The sequence below is a fragment of the Sporosarcina sp. ANT_H38 genome (genome assembly GCF_008369195.1).
In the GTDB taxonomy this organism is placed as follows: Bacteria; Bacillota; Bacilli; order Bacillales_A; family Planococcaceae; genus Sporosarcina.
Genome location: NZ_VOBC01000019.1, coordinates 1 through 529, shown reverse-complemented (window position 1 = coordinate 529; position 529 = coordinate 1). Strand labels below are relative to the sequence as shown.

Here is a 529-nt window from a genome sequence, read left to right as displayed (position 1 = left end):
TAACCCTTACGGGAGCCAGCCGCCGAAGGTGGGACAGATGATTGGGGTGAAGTCGTAACAAGGTAGCCGTATCGGAAGGTGCGGCTGGATCACCTCCTTTCTAAGGATTATTACGGAATGTAAACCACGGGTTTACACATTGATGTTTTGCGTTCAGTTTTGAAGGCTCATGAAGCTATTTAAGCGGTTTTCGTTTAAATAAGCATCTATAATGAACTTCAAAACTTGTTCTTTGAAAACTGAATGAAACGACATTGATAGCAACAAATCAAGTAATCAACGTGGAGAAATTTATTTCTCTAGATTAACGCATGCAAATGAGTTAATCATGCAATGCCTTTTACGAATTCCGATTTACATCGCTGTAAAGGAGAATTCACCAAAGAGGAATTCAAGAAGCGTAAGCTTGTTGAAAACCAAAGGGTTAAGTTAGAAAGGGCGCATGGTGGATGCCTTGGCACTAGGAGCCTAAGAAGGACGGCACTAACACCGATATGCTCCGGGGAGCTGTAAGTAAGCTTTGATCCGG

2 rRNA genes are annotated in these 529 nt (G+C 42.5%); both read left to right on the top strand.

The window, feature by feature from the left end:
• A 16S ribosomal RNA gene (locus FQ087_RS22250) occupies nt 1-100 on the top strand; the annotation flags it as partial.
• 322 nt (nt 101-422) lie between these two features.
• Nucleotides 423-529, top strand: a 23S ribosomal RNA gene (locus tag FQ087_RS22245); the annotation flags it as partial.